Origin of the sequence: Nostoc sp. DedQUE07 (assembly GCF_034530975.2) — a bacterium.
In the GTDB taxonomy this organism is placed as follows: domain Bacteria; phylum Cyanobacteriota; class Cyanobacteriia; order Cyanobacteriales; family Nostocaceae; genus Nostoc.
In genome coordinates this window covers 151,104-171,376 of the sequence record NZ_JAVRCC020000012.1, presented here as the reverse complement: position 1 = coordinate 171,376, position 20,273 = coordinate 151,104, and the positions used below count along the sequence as shown (strand labels likewise).

The window sequence follows — 20,273 nt, the reverse complement described above, 5'->3', positions numbered from 1 at the left end:
CTCTGATTAACTCAGCCTTGCTGGGTCATTTTGCATGGCTTAGTCTAAACTCCAGATCTCAATTAAGCAGACAAATAGCTCAAGCAACTTGTTCAACGTAGGCAAACTTTGGTTAGATTCTACTAGATTTCACTATATTTTTAATGAAGTTTCCCTATATTTATTATCACCTGTGTTAATCTAAGGTACTCAAGCTAGGCTGCTATTTCTTGGTTTTTGTATCTAGGCAATTGTAATTATTAACCTGACATTAAATGTTGAGAGATTGAATGATGAAATCCTCTTCTATTATCTTAGCCGTTGTGATTAGCGCACTCACTCTCAGTCAGAGTGCCTATGCTAATCAAGAAAATGTTTCCATAACAATAGGCGATCGCGATCGCGCTGGAGTTTTATTAACAGAACCAGCTACGATTAATACTACATGGAGTAATTTTCTCGGACAGACTAATAATTCAAAACAAACTGCTGAATCAATTTCGCTAATGCAGGAGCGAGGATGCCAAAAAATTAACCCGCTTGAGTTCATCAATAACCCAAGCGCTTTTTTTAAGCAATGTCAGGAGCCAATCAAGACTCCAAGTACTGAACCAATTGAATATCTTAAGGTTCCGAAACTGGATTCTGGTATTAGTGTGACAGTTACTAAATTTTGATATGGGAACTTTTTTAACAAAAAATAGCTAATTCTTGGTAATGTGATTTATCTAGATAATTTACGCTTAAATATGGATGAAATATTTATGCTGGCTGCTTTAGCTCAAAGTAGAAAAGCTTTGCCGGAATGTTTGCCGAACCCACCAGTAGGCTGTGCCATCGTAGATGGCCAAGAGATCGTAGCTCAAGGATACACGCAAGCACCAGGAAAACACCATGCTGAAGCTGACGCACTTAAACAGATTCAAGGCAAAGCTTTCAACGAGTTGAAAATGTATGTAACTCTTGAACCTTGTTCTTTTCATGGACGCACACCTGCATGTGCTTTAGCGATCGCTAAAGATTGTCGGATACATGAAATATATTTATCTATACTCGATCCAGACCACCGCAATAATGGTAAAGGATTAGATATTCTCAGAATTGCAGGAAAAATAGTTAATGTTGGGTTATGTGCCAATGAGGTGAATGCTTTTCTTAGCCAATATCTACTAAAGTCATAGTTGAAGAGTTAGATTAAAACTTTAATATCATACCATTTTCCTAAAAATATTTGCAATCAGCCAACCATCTATGTAAATACATAACTGTGCTTTTGTGCAACTAAAAGTTGAAACTAGTAAGCGAGAAAGCTGTAAGATATTCCTTCATTAGGAGTTTTAGACTATTTCCGACTTCTCCAAAAAGTGGGAATGTTGTTGTTTAAGCTATGCTGCATAACAATCAACTAGATACCCTTACACAAAAATCTTTTCGCTTCAAGAGGATATTAGTTAGGGCGATCGCGGGTGTTACTGTCTTGCCAAGTATCATCCTTGATGTTAGTGTTACCACTGTTAGCACTTTTAGTCCATAAAATTTCTCTAGAAGTAATCAAGTTGATTATACCGCATCCAGTACAGATGTCTGCGTTAAATTATAACATAAGTGCAATTGTCACAGATATCTGCGTCTTCTCGATCGTCCTAAATCCCAGGAAAGAGATATGAGTAAGAATGAATGTACAGATGTAGCAGTGCTAGTCTGTGCAAGTGTTCTGGATACCGCATAATTAATTTCACCAGATGCCTCATTACTAAAGTATTTGACCAGATTCTTAAAGAAAGCGGTTATTAAAGAGGGAAGCAGGAGAAGTTCTTTCATGTTTAGCGATCGCCCACTATATATCTGGCTTGATATGCTTAGATTGTATTACAAAAAAAACGAGTTAAGAAATGGATATTTTATACTTAATAAATTTTTATGTAATGAGATTACATTGATTGATAAGTAGACTATGAAAAATTAAAGAAATAAAGTTTTTGTGATATTTTAAAAGTTGGTATTAATAATTTATCTCTTAGAAAATAGAATCGTGGCTCAGGATTTTTTACTTTTACAGTAAACGCATTGGATAACTAGACTAAATTTAATTATTAATTGTATTTTAAAATATGCAAAAATCAATGATAGAGGAATGTAATCACTTCAAAGGATATGCTAATGATACTTTAGGTATTTGATTTGCGATCGGTGATGATGTTATTATTAAGGGGTAGGTTGATTTTGGGTTTATTATCTCCAACAATTAACTTGTAATGTATCATAGACCAGAATTCATCAGTGTTGCAAATTGATTAGACCTTTTGCATAAATTACAAACTAATAAACCCACCTCGCCAAAGCGTAGCTTTGTCTATCTTCCCCAAAAGTGGGAAGGAAATTAAAGGATGGGGTGTTAAGTACTTTTGCAAGATATCTATGATTAGCAGTGTGAAATGGCTGTGGGTCTGAATATCTAGACTTGATACCAATAAATTGATGAGGTTACAGAGGAGCAAATAACCATGAGCAACTTAACATCTCCACATACCGAAGTTCAAAAAACGAAGAAAAAAAGTTTAACCGCAGATAAAAAGCCTCGATCTACAGATGATATTGTGCGTAGTTATCTGCAAGAGATCGGGCGTGTAGATTTGTTGACTCGCGAACAAGAGGTTATTTTTGCCCAACAAGTGCAGCAGATGATGAATTTATTAGCTGCTAAGGAAGAATTGGCTGTCAAATTAAACCACGAACCCACGCTACAAGAATGGGCAGATCGGGTGGAGTTAAGTGTGGAGGTGCTAGAGCAACAGCTAAATTTAGGACACCAGGCCAAGCAGAAAATGATTCAGGCTAATCTCCGGTTAGTGGTAGCTGTGGCAAAGAAATACCAGCACCGTAATCTGGAATTTATGGATTTAATTCAAGAAGGTACTTTAGGTTTAGAGCGAGGGGTAGATAAATTCGATCCCGCCCTTGGTTATAAGTTTTCTACCTACGCTTACTGGTGGATTCGTCAAGGAATTACACGGGCGATCGCTCAACAAGGACGTACAATTCGTTTACCTATCCACGTCTTTGAGAAACTGAACAAAATTAAACGGGTACAGCGAGAATTATCTCAACACTTAGGTCGCGTTCCTACTACTGCTGAAATTGCCACTGCCTTATCTTTGACACCTAGCCAAGTTCGAGAGTGTTTGTACTTAGCTCGTCAACCCTTCTCTTTAGAGGCGCGAGTTGGCGAACAACAAGATACAGAATTGCAAGACATACTGGAGGATGATGGCCCTTCTCCCGAAGATTATGCCGTTGAAGAATCTCTCCACCAAGACTTACAAGACTTATTGGCAAAGCTGTCTCCCCAGCAGCGAGAAATATTAACCCTGCGCTTTGGTCTAACGGATGGGTATGAACTTTCTTTAGCACAGATTGGCGATCGCATGGGTATTAGTCGAGAACGGGTGCGTCAGATAGAACAAAAAGCTCTTAGTCTCCTCCGGCGCCAAAAAGAACAAGTACGTAGTTATCTAGCTAGCTAAGGTTATTTTTTCAAATTTAGGGCATTTAAACTCAGGAAGCCACCATCATAACTGTGTAAAATTCAGTCATTATGGGCGAAAATAAACTTAGATAATCTCTGTTAATGATTTGATATGAGCACATCAAAGACAGTGCAACAGTTGCAAGTGCAATGGGTGACTCCTGAAAACTTTCGGCGTTATGGACAGGTTATTTTTGCAAGTCTTGATGGCAAAACTTACGATGGGGAAGATGCCCAGTTAAACCTGCAAAACGGGATTCCACGATTTTATATTATGCGGTTGGAGAAAATAGGACGAAAGTTTCACAAAATTACTCGCCATATGCAATGCACTCAATGTCTGGGTTCTTTAGAAGGGAAGGATTGGTTAATTGCAGTATGTCCTCCTCATAATGATGTGAATGAACCAACATTAGAAGAGATTACTGCTTTCCGCATTCCGGGGAATTGTTTTATCAAGCTACATGAGGGCACTTGGCACGCTGGCCCCCATTTTGACCATGAAGCTGTGGATTTTTATAATTTGGAACTAGCTGATACAAATATGGTGGATCATTTCACCCATGATTTTTTCAAGAGTCATCAAGTAGAGTTTGAGATAGTTTAGGTGAGATTGGGTTTAATTATAGATATATACAAGCCATTTTCCTGAATCAGTTCAACCATTTCAATCTACTTTCTACCGAAGGAAAGATTAATTCAAGTATTACGTCAGTTTGGTTATGATGTATAGAAGTATAATGTTAGCCTAGTAATTGTATCCCAGTAGAATAGTTGCGTAGAACTTTCCACTGCTTTTGAAATTTTTCTTAAACATTCATTTATGTCTTCTTCCAATTCTCAATCTTCTGACAAAAGCTTTGTCTACCGTGAATTTGGCAACGACAACTCCGCCGCCACAGAAAGACCAATTCCAGAACTACCCCCACAACAACAAAACTTGAAAGTACAAGCTTCCCGCAAAGGACGCAAAGGCAAAACCGTCACAGTCGTTAGCGGTTTTCAAGCCAAACCGGAAACCTTAGCAGATTTGGTGAAGCAGTTAAAAACCCAGTGTGGGACAGGCGGGACACTTAAAGATAACGAAATTGAAATTCAGGGCGAACACAAACAGAAAATTCTTGAGATTTTGACCAAGTTAGGTTACAAAGTCAAAATTAGCGGTGGTTAATCTTGAGTGCGGTTTACCGTATATAAACCGCGATCTAGATGAAGAGAGGAAATGTTATCTTTGAAATGTACAAATATGCTTGAACAGTGGTGAATCAGTTTGCCAACAAGCTGTCTTTTCTGAGATAAACAGGAGGTTTAAATGGATTTAGTTCGGATTCTGTGTGCCATTTTCGTGCCACCTTTGGGAGTTTTTTTACAAGTAGGTTTTGGTATAGACTTTTGGATTAATATACTTTTGACGCTTTTTGGTTACATTCCTGGAATTATTCATGCAGTGTGGATAATTGCGAAGAAATAATTTTTTGTCGGAGTAGGTTAAGCGTATCCATATCAGTGTTACTAATTCTAATAGAGGCAATTCATGAATTGCCTCTATAAAAAATATTAGGAAATTTACTGTTCTATATTCATTCGTAATATCAGGTTTACTTAATACTTATAATGTTTGTAGGTTCTCTTGAAAGAGAAAAGTCAATATTTGATGCTTGTTTATGTTCAGTTTCACTGACATTTAATCCAACTTATATTGCTAGATTTTATTATCAGTAATCACCCGATCTTGACATTACTTTAATAAACAAAAAACTCTAAAAATACTATTTTATTTTTTAAATACACGTAAGCACTGCCCAATAAAACTCGATATCTAAATAAGATTTGTAAAAACACGATTTATCAACTCTATAATGCACGCTTCGGTGTGGCTGAAAATACCAAATTAACTCTCATGTGTTAACATGGCATAGAGTCTAAACTCTAAAAGCAAGGGGCAAATGTGCAATTGCCATTGCACAGTTGAAACGTTTAAATCTTTGATTAACCCAGTGTGTATATCTAGTACCCAGCCATGAACCATAGGCGCTTTTCGCTCATGGAGTACCTGACGCATGATGGAAGTTTGATAAATATTTTTCACTTGCGCCACAACATTGATTTCTGCCAAGCGATTCAAACGTTCTTCTCTTGTTGGCAAAGCATCAATTTCTTCTTGTTTCTGTAGATACAGTTCCCGAATTGGATTTACCCAGTTATCAAGAATTCCAATCGTTCGCCCTTCTAAAGCTGCCTTAATTCCTCCGCAATCGTAATGACCACAAACGATAATGTGTTCCACTTTCAGGTGTAAAATTGCGTATTCTAAAACGGCTAAAAAGTTTATATCCGTTAGAGAAACTTGATTGGCAATATTACGATGTACAAATAGCTCTCCTGGTTCTGTACGGGTAAATTTTGTTAATGCCAGACGACTATCAGAACACCCAATGTATAGAAAAGGTGGTGTTTGTCCGTTAGATAATTCTTGAAAGTAAGTTGGATCTAGAGCTAGCTTTTCGGCAACCCAAGCCTGATTATTTCTGAGGAGTTCATCAATGCTGTTGTATTTCATCTTTCGTCAAATTCAAGAGAGAATCTCATCAATTTTTTATTTTAACCGATCTACAGTTTTGTCTAAATCAAGATGAACTTTCTCTGAACTAAAATCTTATAAAGATGACAATCTTTTTCAATCGGGGGCAACAACTTTGCTATCGTTATGATGGTTGATTGACCAACGGTGATCGATAGTTACAGAGGAAAACTCGCAAATTTCTTCTAGTCGCTTTTGCTGTACAGCAGCTTTACGGAGAGTAATAATTAGCTGATTCACCTGATGCCGTAAATCTGGGTTATCATTTACTGCTAACATAGTTTGTCTTTCTAAGAGTTGAAGTATAAGTTCGTAGTGAATAGGCGAAGGTAGAGGAATTTGCTCCATGAAGTTAACTTTTGATTTCATATTTGGGATTTTGTATGAGTTACAGTTTATTTCTTGTTAATAAATTGTTACATAATAAATAACTAGTTGCTTATGGCTTTGGTTTGATTAGCAATGAAGATTTGGCAAAGATATTGATGATATTTGATAGCAAAGTGCTGCGTGTATACGCATAGTATGCCCAATTGCTTAACTATTATGTGCAGTTGCCCTGCGCCTTTTAGGGCAGGTGGATGTTTATTTTAAAAATTCCTCGGTAATATACGAGCGATCGCAGCGCCGGGATCTGCTTGTTTTACCAAAGATTCTCCAATGAGTACAGCAGATGCACCTGCTGTCAGCACTAAACTTAAATCTTCTGGGTTGTGTAGTCCTGACTCGCTGACAACAAGGATATTTTTCTCTTGCAATTGTCTACCTCTTGCAGCCAAAAGTTGGCAAGTAGTTTGCAGATCGACAGAGAAATCTTCCAAATTGCGATTATTGATACCTATTAAGGAGACTCCATCTAAGGCTAACACACGGTCAAGTTCTGCCAAGCTATGGACTTCAATCAAAACTGCCATTTTCAGGTTATTAGCAATTTTCAGGAAGTATTGCAAATCTCGATCGCTCAGGATAGCTGCAATCAACAAAATCGCATCTGCACCCTGAACCCGCGCTAAGTACATCTGGTAAGGATAGATGACAAACTCTTTACACAGTAGGGGCAAATCTACGGCAGCCCGGACTTTGGCTAAATTGTCAAAACTACCTTGAAAGAACTTGACATCTGTCAGCACAGAAAGACAACTAGCACCTCCTTGCTGATAAGACAGGGCGATCGCTACTGGGTCAAAATCTGCTCGTAAAACGCCTTTACTAGGTGAAGCTTTTTTCACTTCGGCAATCAATGCTGGCTTTGTCTTACCTTGACGCAAAGCGGCAACAAAATCACGGGTTGGTGGCGCAGAGAGTGCTTGATGTTGCAATTCCCGTAAAGGCAGCCTTTCACGCATTTGGTCAACTTCTACTTCTTTATGCCAGACAATTTCTTCCAAAATATTGTTTGGCGCTGCATCAGGTACGGCAGCCTGATAACGTAACATGGACACGGAAATAGCTGGGTTAGGTGAACGGCGACGGATTTGCATAATTAGTCACTAGTCATTAGTCATTGGTCATTTGTCATTAGTCATTGGTCATTTGTCATTGATCATTTGTCCTTGTTTATTGACAAAGGACAAATGACAGAGGACAAATGACTAAATGGCTCGTTTATAAGCTTCGTCCAGGACTTCTGAGAGTGTCGGGTGGGCGTGAACTAGATGTGCGAGACTTTGCACAGATTGACGGTTGGCGATCGCAGCTGAGGCTTCATGAATTAAGTCTGAGGCGTGCAGTCCGAAAATGTGGACGCCCAAGACTTCTCCGGTGTCTTTGCGATATATCACCTTGGCAATACCGTCAGCTTCATTTTCTGCCAACGCTTTGGAATTTCCTTTGAAGTAACTCCTACTTGTGGCAATTTCAAACCCTTCGGCTTGTCCTAACTCCTTAGCTGCTGTTTCAGTTAAGCCTACATAGCTGACTTCTGGGTGGGTAAATGCTGCTGCGGGGATGCTGCGATAGTCTACTATTCTTTCCCTCCCAACTATATTTTCTACCGCGATGATGCCTTGAGCAGAAGCCGCATGTGCTAACATCATCTTCCCATTAGCATCGCCAATTGCCCACAAATGCGGTACGACTTCACCTGCTGATAGTACTGCCATGCGATCGTCTACTGGAATAAAATTCCGCCGATCGAGTTCCACACCCACAGACTCTAAACCAAGATTTTTGGTCGCTGGGATGCGTCCTGTAGCCACCAAACAAGCATCTACCTCAATGACATCTATATCTTCCTTGGTTTTGAAATCTGCTAACTCAATTACCACAGGTGAACCGGGAATGACTTTTTTGGCGTATATCCCGACTTTTGTTTCAATATCGCGGGGAGTAATTAGCACCCGTTCGGCAAGTTTGGCAATATCGCGGTCAAATCCTGGCATTAACTGATCTAGGGCTTCAATCAAAGTGATTTCACAACCCAAAGCTGAGTAAATATCAGAAAATTCTAAGCCGATGTAACCACTACCAATAATTGCTACCCACTCTGGTAGCGATTCCAATTTCACACCTTGGTCGCTGGTAAAGACAGTTTTACCGTCTACTTCAATCCCTGGAGGCACAAAAGGAATTGAACCTGGCGAAAGGATAATGTCTTTGGCTGTAATGGTTTTTTCACCGCCGTCTCCAGTAATAGAGATTTTTTGCGCGCCAGCGATTTTTCCCCAGCCTCTAATGATATCGACCCCTAGACGCTTAAGACTGTTGGTTAAGTCGCCTTGAAGTTTCGAGACAAGATTGGTAGCATGATTGGCGATCGCTTGGCGATCGAATTCCACGCTACCAATTTGAATTCCCAGTGACTTGAGGTGGTGGGCATTGCGTAACTCCCGCACACGTCCAGATGCTGCCAGCAGCGCTTTAGAAGGAATACAGCCCCGATTAATACAGGTTCCTCCCATATCAGCAGCTTCAATAATTGCTGTTTTCAAACCACAACTTACGGCGTGTAAGGCTGCGCCATGTCCGCCTACACCAGCGCCGATAATTACTAAATCGTAATCATATCCTTGACTCACGTTAGTTTCCCCGTCTGCTTCGCCTATTTATTCTCAACTTGACCGACAATCAGCGCAACCCTTTTAACAGTTATCAGTTATCAGTTTTATCGCTGAACTCTAAATCCCTTACCTTACATTACCCTGACTGTTTACTGTTGACTGTTCACTGATTTCAGGTTTGGGTATTGCTAACTCAAATTATGATTCACTCACTTCTGGCGAAAATATGGATATTTTCATTATATGGGTTGGTTTTCCCAGAAAAGCGACAATAAATTAAGTGAGTATTTGCAGGACAATGAAACTTATTTCCAGTTCTGAGCTAGTTAATGAATAGAAATTGCAGTCTCATTCAGAATCGCCACACCTTTTTCTTTACAGCGCGTTAGCGTAACACTAAGCTGGATTTAGGATTGATCCAGAAGATTTACGCAGGCGATCGCTCGATGTCTATTCCCCAAATTAGTGAATTTACTATCCGCCGTCATGCCAACGCCAAATCTTTCCAGCGAGGCGAGGCATATTATAACGCTGGTGCTGTTAATGCCGTTATCCAACGCGGTCATCTGCTTCAGGCAGATGTTGTAGGCACTGAAGCTAGACCTTATCATGTCAGCCTGAATTTCGATAGCAGTGGGTTAACCTCAGTAAAATGCACCTGTGCCTACAACTATGAAGGTTGGTGCAAACACATTGTAGCGACGATGCTCGTTTGTGCGCGTAACTCAGAAAATATTGAGCAGCGCCCCACCCTGGAAGAACTACTAAATCGCCTGAATTATATCGAAACTCAAAGGCTACTGCAAGAGTTAGTAGCGGAATACCCCCCCCTAATTGAGGCGATTGACCGTCATGTAAGTTGGATGACGAATCCTGCTGACAATCAAACAACCATAAAATTCGTGCGCCGCAATACTCTCGATCCGGCTCCCTTTCGGCGGCAAGTGCGGCAGATTCTCAAGGATACCGTGCGCTACTTTGAGGAAGGATACGAAGATGACCCGATTGGCGAAGATTTGCTGAGTGTAGTGCAAACTGCGGTAGATTTTAGCGAACGGGGAGAAGGTGAAAATGCGATCGCTATTTTGGAGGCGATTACCTCTACCTGTGCGGAAAATTGGGATGATGTTGCCGAATACGGCGCTGAAAATGATGAAGTTGTCGGCGAATTAAATAATGCTTGGTGTGAAGCAATTCTAATCGCCGAACTTACTCCAGAAGAAAAAGTTGATATTCAAATAAATTTGGAAGCTTGGCAAGATGAGTGGAATGCTGATTTTGGTCTAGTTATGGAGGCTTTACGCCAAGGTTGGGATTATCCGCCACTGGTACAAGTTCTTCAAGGTAACATTACTGAAAGGGGAGCATGGGAAGAAGACGTACCAGATTATGCTGATGATTTGGCATTAATTCGCCTGAAAATTCTCGAACGTCAAGAACGTTATCAAGAATACCTGTATTTAGCAGAAGCGGAAGGGCAAACCCAGCAATATCTGACAATGTTGGGGCGTTTAGGCAGGGTGGAAGAAGCAATTGATGCTGCTCAAACCCAGATGAACTCAATGGAAGAAGCCTTTGCCCTAGCCCAAACACTCAGCGTTCAGGGAGCATTACAGCAAGCACTAGATATAGCCGAGAGTGGATTAAATTTACCGGGTAATTGTCAGTATGAATTGGCAATTTGGACAAGTGATTTAGCTATTAAATTAGGTAATAGTGAAGCTGCTTTATCAGCAATCAAGGCGGCTTTTCAAATGAAGCCCTGCTTTGTGGATTACCAAAAGATGGCAGAATTGGCTGGGGAAAACTGGGAAAGTGTCAAAACAGACCTGCTGAGAATTGTCCGTACTTATAATGGTTGGGGAACAGAATCAGCCAAGGTGGATATATTCTTGTATGAAGGGCTAATTGATGATGCAATTGCGATCGCTAGCGAACTAAGTTCCGATCGTTCAGAGTTAATTCACCGAGTCATGGATGCTGCTATTCCTCATAATCCTGGTTGGGTAATTGCTAATGCTCGTCGCCGTGCCGAAAAAATTATGGATGCAGGTAAAGCCGAATACTATTATTACGCGGTTGAATGGTTGAAAAAGGCGCGTAATGCCTACCTGAAATCTGGGAAGAAAGCTGACTGGTTAAGCTATCGGGAAAACTTGATGCAAACTCACGCTCGTAAACGTAAATTGATGGGAATGTTTAAGGAAAGTGGTATGGAGTAGAGCTCTTGCAAAAAGCACTTTTGCACTCTTGGGGGTAAAGGGGAAAGGATGGAATTTTCCCTTACCCTTTAACCTTTCACCTTTCCCCAACTTCAAGGCAAAAGTTACTTTTGCAAGACGTCTACTGATTGCAGCACACTCTCATCAGAAATTTGGTATCAGATTTAAACTGTAAAAAAAGCACGGAGATACTACGCATAGTTTGCTTCCACGTAGTGGTACGGAAAGCCTTTGACTACATAAATTTTGCTTACCAAGGATTTTGGGCAACGCATAATTAATTTAATTTCACCAGATATCTCATTAATACTTTTAAGTCTGCAATCACCAGATGATTTAGCTTTTAAATTGCGATTTGCTCAAGACATCAACTTTAACGACAAAAGATGAAGTAAGATTCACATCTGAAGCAGTCCCCGTATAATCCCATAGTTACTGACAAAAATAGTCCAGTGCGATGATTGATAAATACCCTCAGAATCTTATAGTGTCCTGCTTACCGCTGAGTATGTTTCTATTACTTAGCAGTACATTTTTAAGTCCACTGCAAGCTCAGGCTGTTGATACTACACAATTACCAAGTGGTGATTTCATCCTATCACAACAAATTCCACCACCACAGGATATCCAACCACCCACAACACCTTCACCACTTCCCTCACCGGAAGTGCCACAGCCACTCCCCCCACCAGCAGAACTACTTCCACCCTCTGCCCCAACTCCTACACCTGATACACCACTCCCTGGCAACTTTCCTCAAACTATTGTTGTTGAACGCTTTGAAGTCGTTGGTAGCACAGTTTTCAGTGCCCAAGAATTAGCCAAAGCCACTGCTGAATTTACCAAACGACCGATCTCACTGACCCAAGTGTATCAAGCACGTTCTAAAATCACCGAGCTATATGTCAAAAATGGTTACATTACTTCTGGTGCTTATATTCCACCTCAAACAATCCAATCTGGTGTTCTTAAAATTCAGGTGGTCGAAGGTAAATTAGAAGATATTCAGGTAACTGGGACTCGGCGGCTGAATCCGAATTATGTCCGTAGCCGACTAGCAATCGCGACATCACCACCTCTGAATCGCCAGCGTTTATTAGAAGCCCTGCAACTTTTGCAACTTAATCCTTTGATTAAAAACGTGACTGCTGAACTCTCAGCAGGATCGCAAACGGGTACGAGTCTTTTAGAAGTTAAAATCAGTGAGGCAAAAACCTTTAGCGGTCAAATAGTTCTTGATAATGGGCGATCGCCCAGTGTTGGCAGTTTCCGACGCGGGTTAAGATTGAATGAAGCCAACTTACTCGGATTGGGAGATGGTCTGAGTGTAGGCTACACTAATACCGATGGTAGCAATTCCTTTGATGCTAGCTACACGTTGCCTCTCAATCCCCGCAACGGAACGCTTACCTTTAACTATGGCACTACGTCAAGTAATGTCATTGAGCCTCCTTTCGACTTCCTAGATATCGAATCGGCTTCTCGCTACTACGAACTGACATTCCGCCAGCCAATAATCCAAACTCCTACACAAGAATTCGCTCTGGGGTTAACAGCTTCCCGACGCGAAAGTGATATCTCGTGGATACTACAGAGAGAGAACCCACCAGCTCCCCCCTCTTTACTTTCACCTGGCGCTGATAATGAGGGACGCACTAGGGTATCTGCGTTGCGAGTTTTTCAAGAATGGACGAGTCGTAACAGCCGGGAAGTCATCGCCCTACGCTCTCAATTCAGTTTGGGCATAGATGTGTTGAATGCCACGGTTAATCAAGATGCTCCTGATAGCCGTTTTTTTGCTTGGCAAGGGCAAGCACAGTGGGCCCGCCTTTTAGCTCCTGAAACCTTACTATTATTACGTTTAAATACGCAACTTGCATCTACAACACTTTTGCCTATAGAGCAGTTTGGCTTAGGTGGGCAGGATAGCATTCGCGGCTACCGTCAAGATTATCTGCTGACGGATAATGGTACTTTTGTTTCTGCGGAAGTTCAAGTACCGATTCTGCGCTTACCTCAGATAAATAGCATCTTACAGGTTATCCCCTTTGTGGATTTTGGTGTTGGCTGGAACAGTTCTGGTAAAGAGAATACCGATCGCAATACTTTAGCTGCTGTTGGTCTGGGGTTGCGTTGGGCACAGGGCGATCGCTTCACCGTTCGTCTTGACTGGGGTATTCCTTTGGTATCTGTTAACTCAAATGAGAGAACATTACAAGAAAACGGTCTGTATTTTAGTTTACTTTATAATCCTTTTTAACTGCTGTTTATGTCTACCCTCAACTCTTAATAGGGTGGACATGGACAGTAGTCAATGATGAAAAAATGATGATTATCTAGGTTTTTATAAAAAAGACCCTGGGTTATGATTCCAGGGTGCATACACGTTTTTCAGGCATTAATAGGTTGAATAATAACTTTGTCAAATAGTTATTTCTACTATCTATAGAATGATACAAAAGTAGATTTAGTTATTTTAGTCGAGCAATACATCTACCGTTGGGAGTATACAAATATTGGAAGAGGCAAGTTATCTGGCAATATTTTGATTGGATTAACCTTCAAATGCTGCTGTAATTAATCTATATAATTTAAACTAAATAATTTAAGCTAATTTTATTTTTGCTGGGTGCATCAAAATACATCCAAAATTATAGCGGTAGTCACATAGGTTAGGACATAATGACAAGCGTGAATGCTAGAAATAGCAATAGTTTTACCTTCTGCCTTCTGCCTCCTGCCTCCTGCCTTCTGCTATAAATGTAATTTCTTGGGAGATATCCGCAAAATAATCGGTGGTGAAGGAGAATAACTTAAGTATTTTTAGGTAGTTGCACAGTAAATAAACTACCTCTCCCTACTTCAGAAGCGACCTTGATAGTTCCTGCGTGCCCTTCTATAATGCGATGGGATAGATGTAGTCCTAAGCCACTACCCGAACGTTTATTTCTGCCTTGGCGAAATCGCTCGAAAATTGTTGCCCGATCTTCTGGCGCAATTCCATATCCTGTATCTTCTACCTCAAGTATTACCGAATCTGGATCTCCTGGATTAGATGATGTTTCATAAATGCGGATTGTTATGCCTCCTGTATCTGTAAATTTGATGGCATTTGCAATCAGGTTGTTTAACACTCGCCGTAATTCCAAACGATCGCCCATGATAATAGCAGCGTTTGGACTCAGTGGATCTAATTGATGGGTATCAATTTCCAGAGTCAAGCCTTTTTCATTAGTTAGAGGACTTAGTTCGCTGACTACTTCTTGAGCTATCTCACATAAATCACATTCCTCCCAATTCAAGGTTTTTTTACCCGCCTCGAAGCGATAGACTTCTAATAGGGTGTTGACCATTTCCATCAGATTTTGGTTACTGCGAATCATGACTGCGATCGCTTGTTTCATTTCCAGCGAAATTTTGCAGAATGTTTCCATTTCAAACAAATTCAACATGCGATCGGCGGCTACTAGGGGAGTTCGTAAATCATGAGTCAGACGGGAAACAAAATCTTCCCGTTGGCGGGCCATTTTTTGTTGTTCGTCCAGACTGTGCTTGAGACGTAATAGCGATCGCACCCTTGCTAGTAGTTCATCAGTATCAAATGGTTTACGAATAAAATCGTCAGCACCAGCATCCAAACCTTCGACAACGCTGGATTGATGAAAGGCAGTAATTAATAGAATTGGAATATAAGAAATTGCAGGGTTATTCCGAATCCGACGTGTGACTTCATAGCCATCTATCCCCGGCATCATTACATCTAACAAAATCAGATCGGGTGGAGATTGCTCAATTTTCCGTAAAGCTTTTATTCCATCTGAAGCCAAATCAATTTCATACCCCTCACTTTCTAAAATGGCTTGAACCAAAATCAGATTATCTTGAGTGTCGTCAACTGCTAATATCCGATAAATTTTATTATTTTCAACTACAGACATGATTTATAAATTTGTATCAGTTTTTCTGGAAGTAATTTTTAAATTTAGGATATTCTATTGGTGCTTTTCTGGCTTGAGAAGGTGACTGATGAGGATTTTGCGCAGGAGAAAAAAAATCATCGTTATCTAACTGTGAAGCTGGAGCATTTGCTGCTACAGTCGGTAATGTAATTTGACGTGGCAATTCAATTTTAAACATTGAACCCACCCCCAATTTACTCTCAAGAAATATTTTACCGCCCATCATTCGCACTAGCGAATCTATAATTGCCAAACCCAGACCTGTACCTGGATATTTGCGAGTGATAGTTTGATCGACTTGCCGAAATGCTTCAAAAATATGTTTAAAATCTCTGGGAGCTATGCCTATACCTGTATCTTGAACGATAATTACTACTCGATTTCCAGGTAGTTCCTTAACCTCAACCCAGATTTCACCAGACTCTGTGAATTTAATGGCGTTGGAGAGCAAGTTAATCAAAATCTGTTTGACACGAACTGAATCGTTAAATATCAAAGGATTTTGCAAATCGGTTTGTACTAACAATGAAAGATTTTTAGCATCAGCTAGGGAACGCATTTCACTGACAACGAGATTGATTACCTTTGATATATCAAATCTTTCTGCCTTTAGATCTAATCCTCCTCCCTCCAGCTTGGAAAAGTCGAGAACTTCATTGAGTAGCATCAGTAAATGCTTCCCATTATTCAAAATGCGCTCAACCATATCTGCTTGCTGGTGCGTTAGTTGACCGAACTTAGGACGCAAGAGTATTTGTGAAAAACCAATAATCGCATTCATCGGCGTTCTAAGTTCGTGGGAAATAGTTGCCAAAAAAAGTGATTTTAGACGTGATGCCTCCAATAACTTGAAGTTTTGCATTTGAATCTGTTGCTGTTGTCTCTCCAATTCTTGGTTCTTACAAATGAGTTGTTCATGAGTTTCTCTAAGGTGCTGGTTTGCCAAATCGACCTGCATTTGTGCTTGATAAATCCGAATCGCACTCCGTAAAACTTGCGACAAACTTTCTGGGGATATTCTAGACTTAGAGAGATAGTCTGTAGCACCAGCTTTCAATAATTCGAGAGTAATTTGTTCATCTCCTTGACCAGTTAAAACTACTAAAGGAACTTTAATTTCTGAAGAACGTAGCTGTTGAATCAAGGTTAGTGCGTCCCGATCTGGTAAACGATAGTCGAGGAAAACACAATCGTAAGTAGTAATGCTTAAGACAGAGAATGCTTCATTACCATTGCCTACTTCAGACAGTTCTATCTGAACACCTGCTTTAGTCAGGGCAGAACAGATTGCTATCCGGTCTACTTCGTCATCGTCTACAACCAAAATTTTCAGCGTCTCTTCCATCGGTTTTAACTTTCGCCGCCAAACATAGGTTGATGTATAATATTTATCTTTTTAGATTATCAAACTAAAGAATATAAAATTTCCCTTCATCTAAAACCTGTAATTTGATTGATTAAGATATTTTGCATAAGATCCACTTTAATACCTGCTTGATATTCATCACATTAACTTCGTTATCCTCCGTTAGTAGTATGTCGGTCGCTCCTTCGAGTCTTTCCTTGGGTTGAATTGAGTCTGTTGGATATTCAATCTGGTTAATTTACCAGATGGTAACTAAACTCCTAACAAATGACCAATGTCCTGCAAAAATTAGTAATTAACAACCAGACACCACTGATATAAAGTAAAATAAAATACTTTACCAAGCTTAAAACAATTGTAGATGAGTGAGGAAGCCACCGTCGTCAGTCATTGGTGAGAGTTGCATCCCATTATCGTGTACCATAAGCTTGAACAGTTTTACTATCAGGTTAGTTAGACTAAATAAATAAAAAAGTACTATCTATACCTATTTGTGAATTTGAAGTAATCCTACCTCCTGAAAATTCGACAATTTTCTTAGCGATCGCCACATCTGTGTTAGTATTTATCCAGGTATATTGACCTTATAGATGTTCGCAAAATTACCAAAGTTTAATTCCGAAGAAAGGTTCCCGACAAAAGTTAGGCAAAAATTCAAAACCTAAAAGGGAAGAGGTTCGCACAGAGCGGCTTGTATTATATCCTGTGAAAAGTCAGACGGATAAGTTCGTTACAAAGGACTACTAATTACTTTGTTGTTTATGATTTCAGAAAATTTTAACGCTGGCTGATTCCCTTCCTTCTATGACGATCTCTATTGGCTCTATCAATCGGATGAATCCAAAGGTTTGATTAAAAATCGTTCCCAACCATCTTTTACTTTCTCGTAAAGCAACTTTCACACGGTGTAATTTTTTCATTTTCGTAAGCTTTTTTTAAAGTTTGCTCCAAAATAATAGTAATTAACGGATGCAACATGACAATTCAAAGCTGAATTATCAGCAAGGAACAGCAATTTGGCATTCGTTTCAATATTTCATACTTTTTGTGTAAGTATCTATATATCTCCAGCTAGATTTGTCCTCTATCTAAATGTAAAAATTTTGGCTACTTGTTATTTCTATCGGTGGATGCAGACAGGTTGAAATATCATCTATCTTGAGTTTGGGAAAATAATAGATAATAGTTACAAAAGGCAATATTTTGAAAGATGCAAACAGCGCAAGAGTGAGTGTAGCAATGAATGAAATTAGTATTATTTTAATTGAAGATCATGACTTAACGCGAATGGGGCTACGAGCAGCATTACAGTCTCATAGTGCATTGAAAGTAATTGGGGAAGCGGCAAATGCTACTCAAGGGTTAAAACTTTTAGAAACGGCAAAGCCAGATGTAGCGGTAGTAGATATCGGCTTGCCTGACATGGATGGCATCGAACTCACTCGTAAATTTAAACGCTCCCAGGCTGAAAATGGGCAATCTACTACAAAGATTCTGATCTTGACAATGGATCATACAGAGGATGCCGTACTTGCAGCCTTCGCAGCTGGCGCTGATTCTTATTATATGAAAGAAACCAGCATCAGTAAATTAACTGAGGCAATTCAAGCAACTCACGGCGGTAACTCTTGGATCGATCCGGCAATTGCCAACGTGGTATTGCGGAAGATGCGCCAAGGTATTCCTGGAGAAAGTCAAGGTTCTGACAAGCCGAAGACTGTCAAAATTGAAGCGCTGGCGACAGAATACGAGCAAGTTTTGGAAACATACCCTCTGACTCAACGGGAACTGGAAATCCTCGAGTTGATTGTAGCTGGGTGTAGCAATGGTCAAATTGCCGAGAAACTTTACATTACAGTTGGTACTGTAAAAACCCATGTTCGTAATATTTTAAATAAACTATGTGCTGATGACCGTACCCAAGCTGCTGTGAGGGCCTTACGTTCGGGGTTGGTGGCGTGAGGAATTAGGGACAAGGGAGATAAGGGGACTAGGGGATAAGGAGAATAACCTGCCACAATGCCCCATACCCACTGCCCATTATCCCAATTTTTCCCGCAAGCAATTAGCAATACGTAGTGCTGCTCCCGGTTTACCCATACGTCGCCCACCATTTTCAGCAATAATTTGCAAATTATCAGGGTTTTTGAATAGGGATTGTACAACCTTCGCTACATCTGCTGGTCGATCGATTAAAATCAAAGACGATCCCAGTAGACGACTTTGAGATTCAGCAAAGCCAAGGTTATATTGTGGGCCATTACCGGGAATTGCGATCGCAGGTTTGCCTAAACCGATAAACTGTTCTGTGGCTGTACCTGCCATTGCGATCGCTAAATCTCCCAAATGCAAGCAATCATTATAGGCTTGTTGTGTTAATAGCAGATAAGCATTTCTTTGTTTAAATGTCAAGACATTTGGATCGCTTAGTTTGATAGGAGATGCTGATTCAGCGCGCCAGCCTTGGGATTGTACACTTTGGGATAAAATATTAGAGTCTAAACCAGGAGCGATCGCACCTAAAAACACTACTTTGTTAGAACTATAAAAGATTGAATCTCGCTGTTGAAAACTTGTCATCAATGCAGATACAGCAATCATAATTGTTTCCCAGTTGGCGTATGCTTCTGGCGGACGAGAACCAGGAAGAAGAGTCACTACAAAAGGTCGAACTGTCTCTTGCTGTTGGATATTCTGACTATAAAATTGTTGGCGTGAAAACCTCGATTCTAGACCATCCATCATGGGATTACCCAAATAGAAAGCTGGAATTGGCCATTGTTTTAATGTTTCTGTGGTCAGCGCATCTCTAAGGAACACAGCCTTACAACGACGACGACTCATTAACCAACGTTCCCAAGGATGGTAAACTGAACCAGAAAAGTTTTCCCAACCCGCGTCTTTAGATTTTCGTGGTAATAATCCAGCTTCATCTCGCACATAATATTCAGATTTTGCCGTACCGACAAAAGCATAATTAGCGCCACTAAATGTTGCAAACAACAGCGGCAAAATATCTCCTACTGCTAAAATCGCTCTTCTATTACCTAATTTTTTTTGGGAACTTACCCAACGGCGAATAGCTTTAATTTGGCTGAGGGTAAGTTGCAATAAACCACCGCGTACATCCCGCGCTAATTCGCGGCCATCCATATAAATAAAGCCGCCAGAAGGCATATTCAGGACTGAACCGATAAAGGGGATATCCAACTGTTCATAAGCACGTCCTTCACCCACTAGAGGCAAAGCAAATATCTCTGGTGGGTTTGGTTGTCGTTGGAGTTCTTGCAAAATCCGAACTGCAATCGCATCTTCCCCATGACCATTACTTAATACAAGTAACCGCAAAGGAGAAGTTGCGGATTGGGAGTTAGAAGCTAAAGATGACCGAGATAGATTACTCATAAGAAACAAAATATCAAAATTAACTGTCTGTTTGGGTAAGAGGTATAAATAGAGAAATCGACAAGGAAGCTGGAAGTTAGTATTTCCCTATTCCTTTACTTCCCTACAACTAATACCAATTTTGGATAGGAATGTAATTGTTTGAAATTTCTAGAACAGCCTTTTGGTCAATACTTTTAATCAAAAATCTAAAATCTAAAATCCAAAATTAGTATAACTCCCAGTTAATTAGGTTA

At 40.2% G+C, this 20,273-nt stretch carries 16 protein-coding genes; 9 read left to right on the top strand and 7 right to left on the bottom strand.

Going from position 1 to position 20,273, the window contains the following annotated elements; all coding sequences use genetic code 11:
• Positions 1 to 269: 269 nt before the first annotated feature.
• The 6 genes from RMZ95_RS12745 to RMZ95_RS12720 all read left to right on the top strand — a co-directional run bounded on the left by RMZ95_RS12745 (position 270) and on the right by RMZ95_RS12720 (position 4,976).
• Complete coding sequence (locus RMZ95_RS12745) at positions 270 to 656, top strand: hypothetical protein (protein WP_322683861.1); 387 nt, start codon at positions 270 to 272, stop codon at positions 654 to 656.
• Positions 657 to 728: 72 nt separating this feature from the next.
• The gene (locus tag RMZ95_RS12740) at positions 729 to 1,160 is read left to right on the top strand and encodes a bifunctional diaminohydroxyphosphoribosylaminopyrimidine deaminase/5-amino-6-(5-phosphoribosylamino)uracil reductase RibD (RefSeq protein ID WP_322683860.1); all 432 of its coding nucleotides are present in this window, start codon (positions 729 to 731) and stop codon (positions 1,158 to 1,160) included.
• Between the two features lie 1,323 nt (positions 1,161 to 2,483).
• The gene (locus RMZ95_RS12735; protein ID WP_322672112.1) at positions 2,484 to 3,503 is read left to right on the top strand and encodes an RpoD/SigA family RNA polymerase sigma factor; all 1,020 of its coding nucleotides are present in this window, start codon (positions 2,484 to 2,486) and stop codon (positions 3,501 to 3,503) included.
• A 114-nt stretch (positions 3,504 to 3,617) separates the two neighbouring features.
• On the top strand, positions 3,618 to 4,112 hold the full coding sequence (locus RMZ95_RS12730; RefSeq protein ID WP_322683859.1) for an ureidoglycolate lyase: 495 nt from the start codon (positions 3,618 to 3,620) through the stop codon (positions 4,110 to 4,112).
• 216 nt (positions 4,113 to 4,328) lie between these two features.
• Positions 4,329 to 4,676 carry a translation initiation factor gene (locus RMZ95_RS12725; RefSeq protein ID WP_322672110.1) on the top strand — a complete coding sequence of 116 codons (348 nt, stop codon included), beginning with the start codon at positions 4,329 to 4,331 and terminating at the stop codon, positions 4,674 to 4,676.
• 141 nt (positions 4,677 to 4,817) lie between these two features.
• Positions 4,818 to 4,976: a YqaE/Pmp3 family membrane protein gene (locus RMZ95_RS12720; protein WP_322672109.1), complete on the top strand. Its 159-nt coding sequence runs from the start codon at positions 4,818 to 4,820 to the stop codon at positions 4,974 to 4,976.
• Between the two features lie 420 nt (positions 4,977 to 5,396).
• On the opposite strand, the gene RMZ95_RS12715 is transcribed toward RMZ95_RS12720, so the two are convergent.
• The 4 genes from RMZ95_RS12715 to lpdA form a co-directional block, all read right to left on the bottom strand.
• On the bottom strand, positions 5,397 to 6,065 hold the full coding sequence (locus RMZ95_RS12715) for a carbonic anhydrase (protein WP_322672108.1): 669 nt from the start codon (positions 6,063 to 6,065) through the stop codon (positions 5,397 to 5,399).
• A gap of 117 nt (positions 6,066 to 6,182) precedes the next feature.
• Positions 6,183 to 6,434, bottom strand: a complete 252-nt coding sequence (locus tag RMZ95_RS12710; protein ID WP_069072137.1) for a DUF5340 domain-containing protein — start codon at positions 6,432 to 6,434, stop codon at positions 6,183 to 6,185.
• Positions 6,435 to 6,676: 242 nt separating this feature from the next.
• Positions 6,677 to 7,567 carry an indole-3-glycerol phosphate synthase TrpC gene (gene trpC / locus RMZ95_RS12705; protein WP_322683858.1) on the bottom strand — a complete coding sequence of 297 codons (891 nt, stop codon included), beginning with the start codon at positions 7,565 to 7,567 and terminating at the stop codon, positions 6,677 to 6,679.
• 111 nt (positions 7,568 to 7,678) lie between these two features.
• The gene (lpdA, locus tag RMZ95_RS12700; protein ID WP_322683857.1) at positions 7,679 to 9,103 is read right to left on the bottom strand and encodes a dihydrolipoyl dehydrogenase; all 1,425 of its coding nucleotides are present in this window, start codon (positions 9,101 to 9,103) and stop codon (positions 7,679 to 7,681) included.
• A gap of 428 nt (positions 9,104 to 9,531) precedes the next feature.
• Between lpdA and RMZ95_RS12695 the strand changes: the two genes are divergently transcribed.
• Both RMZ95_RS12695 and RMZ95_RS12690 read left to right on the top strand, forming a co-directional pair.
• Positions 9,532 to 11,307, top strand: coding sequence for an SWIM zinc finger family protein (locus RMZ95_RS12695; protein WP_322683865.1), 1,776 nt, complete (start codon positions 9,532 to 9,534; stop codon positions 11,305 to 11,307).
• A gap of 508 nt (positions 11,308 to 11,815) precedes the next feature.
• Positions 11,816 to 13,567 (top strand): ShlB/FhaC/HecB family hemolysin secretion/activation protein, encoded by a 1,752-nt coding sequence (locus RMZ95_RS12690; RefSeq protein ID WP_409882539.1) that lies wholly within the window; start codon positions 11,816 to 11,818, stop codon positions 13,565 to 13,567.
• A gap of 553 nt (positions 13,568 to 14,120) precedes the next feature.
• Here RMZ95_RS12690 and RMZ95_RS12685 read toward each other — a convergent pair.
• Together RMZ95_RS12685 and RMZ95_RS12680 are read right to left on the bottom strand one after the other, a co-directional pair.
• Positions 14,121 to 15,245, bottom strand: a complete 1,125-nt coding sequence (locus RMZ95_RS12685) for a hybrid sensor histidine kinase/response regulator (RefSeq protein WP_322683855.1) — start codon at positions 15,243 to 15,245, stop codon at positions 14,121 to 14,123.
• Positions 15,246 to 15,261: 16 nt separating this feature from the next.
• The gene (locus RMZ95_RS12680; RefSeq protein ID WP_322683854.1) at positions 15,262 to 16,611 is read right to left on the bottom strand and encodes an ATP-binding protein; all 1,350 of its coding nucleotides are present in this window, start codon (positions 16,609 to 16,611) and stop codon (positions 15,262 to 15,264) included.
• A 1,260-nt stretch (positions 16,612 to 17,871) separates the two neighbouring features.
• Between RMZ95_RS12680 and RMZ95_RS12675 the strand changes: the two genes are divergently transcribed.
• On the top strand, positions 17,872 to 18,594 hold the full coding sequence (locus RMZ95_RS12675; RefSeq protein ID WP_104908003.1) for a response regulator transcription factor: 723 nt from the start codon (positions 17,872 to 17,874) through the stop codon (positions 18,592 to 18,594).
• A 78-nt stretch (positions 18,595 to 18,672) separates the two neighbouring features.
• Here RMZ95_RS12675 and RMZ95_RS12670 read toward each other — a convergent pair whose 3' ends face one another.
• Positions 18,673 to 20,037 carry a lipid-A-disaccharide synthase-related protein gene (locus RMZ95_RS12670; protein WP_322683853.1) on the bottom strand — a complete coding sequence of 455 codons (1,365 nt, stop codon included), beginning with the start codon at positions 20,035 to 20,037 and terminating at the stop codon, positions 18,673 to 18,675.
• Positions 20,038 to 20,273 lie beyond the last annotated feature (236 nt).